Origin of the sequence: Aquabacterium sp. UBA2148, from assembly GCF_002328915.1 — a bacterium.
Classification (GTDB): Bacteria; Pseudomonadota; Gammaproteobacteria; order Burkholderiales; family Burkholderiaceae_C; genus Aquabacterium; species Aquabacterium parvum.
The window spans coordinates 1-1,451 of record NZ_DCXA01000149.1; the positions used below are offsets into that span (position 1 = coordinate 1).

The following is a 1,451-nucleotide window of genomic DNA, read 5'->3' on the forward strand; positions in this document are numbered from 1 at the left end:
CGACCGGCCACCGCGCCAGATGCCGACGGCCCGGCCAACCTCGCGCAGGCCGTGCGGGTGGCGCAGGCTGCGGCGCAGCGTGGCGAAGGCGGGGTGGCGGTGGCGCTGGCCGGACGGACCTGGTCGGCGCGTGATGTGCGCAAGGCACACAGCCACGCAATCGATGCCTTCGACGGGGGGGGGGCGGAGCCGCTGGACCAGCTCACCTCGTGGCCGCAACCGGAGGCGCGTGGCTGGCAGTGGTTGCAGTTTGCTCAGCCGCCGAGGGTGGAGGTCGTCACCAGCCATGCGGATGCCGACGGATGGCTGGTCGATGCCGCGCTGGCGCATGCCCAGTCATCAGGGCAACAGCTCGATGGCCTGATCGTGGCCTGCACCGGCCACGGCACCCTGCACGAAAAGCTGGAAGCGGCCCTGCAGCGCGCCCGCGATGCCAGCGTGGCCGTGTGGCGCAGCAGCCGTGTGGCCCGTGGTGGCGTGCAGCCGCGCGAGGGCGACACCTGGCCCGCTGCGGGCAACTGGACGCCCGCTCAGGCCCGCGTGCGCTTGCTGCTGGAGCTGCTCAGCGCCCGCCCGTGACGTCGAGGATGGCGCCTGCCGTGTAGCTGGCGGCGTCGGACAGCAGCCAGGCAATGGCCTCGCCGACTTCTTCGGGTTGGGCTGCCCGTCCCATGGGCAGCTGTGGCGCCATGCGGCTGGCACGGTCAGGCTCGCCACCTGTGGCGTGGATGCCGGTGTCGGTGATGCCTGGCCGCACGGCCACCACGCGCACCCCTTCGCCAGCCACCTCTTTCGACAGCCCGCCGGTGAACACGTCGATGGCGCCTTTGCTGGCGGCGTAGTCCACGTACAAGGCGGGCGAGCCGGTGCGCACCGCGCTGCTGGAGACGTTGACGATGACGCCGCCTTGTCCGCCATGCAGACGTGACATGCGCTTGACGGCCTCGCGTGCGCACAGCATCGGGCCCAGCACATTGACCGCCAGCATGCGCTGCAGGCGCTCGGCGCTCATCTCGTCGAGCCGCGCCGTTTGATCGACGATGCCGGCGTTGTTGACCAGGCCTGTCAGCCGGGGCAGAGAGGCATCCAGTCGGGCGAACAAGGCCAGCACCTCGGCCTCGTTGGCCAGGTCGGCCTGGGCGATGATGGCTTTCGGCGCCCTCAGGCGCAGGCAGTCATCGGCGACGGCCTGCGCCAGGTCGGCGCGGTGAGCGAAGTGAATGAGCAGGGCGTGGCCGCGTTGAGCGAGCAGCCGGGCGGTGGCCGCGCCGATGCCCTGGCTGGCGCCGGTGACGAGGGTGACAGGGTGCATGCCCTCACTTTACTTCGCTTAACCTGCGAGACTGAGAGCCACAACACAGCCCTGCGAAACTCAAGGCATGACAACCGCAAACAAGAAGTCCTGGTGGGCCGGCTGGCGCCTGTTCGCCGTCCTGGGGGTGCTCGCGCTG

At 70.6% G+C, this 1,451-nt stretch carries 2 protein-coding genes; one reads left to right on the forward strand and one right to left on the reverse strand.

Annotated elements, in window-relative coordinates; genetic code table 11:
* On the forward strand, window positions 1-579 hold a 579-nt coding region (locus B2W70_RS08135; protein ID WP_286744611.1), incomplete at its 5' end, for an asparaginase.
* Here the strand turns inward: B2W70_RS08135 and B2W70_RS08140 are convergent.
* Complete coding sequence (locus tag B2W70_RS08140; protein ID WP_286744614.1) at window positions 563-1,312, reverse strand: SDR family oxidoreductase; 750 nt, start codon at window positions 1,310-1,312, stop codon at window positions 563-565. The two genes, B2W70_RS08135 and B2W70_RS08140, sit on opposite strands and share 17 nt — an antisense overlap.
* Between the last annotated feature and the right edge of the window lie 139 nt (window positions 1,313-1,451).

Coding starts and splice junctions, on each gene's coding strand:
- B2W70_RS08140 (WP_286744614.1), bottom strand. CDS start 1,312: ATGCACCCTGTCACCCTCGTCACCGGCGCCAGCCAGGGCATCGGCGCG.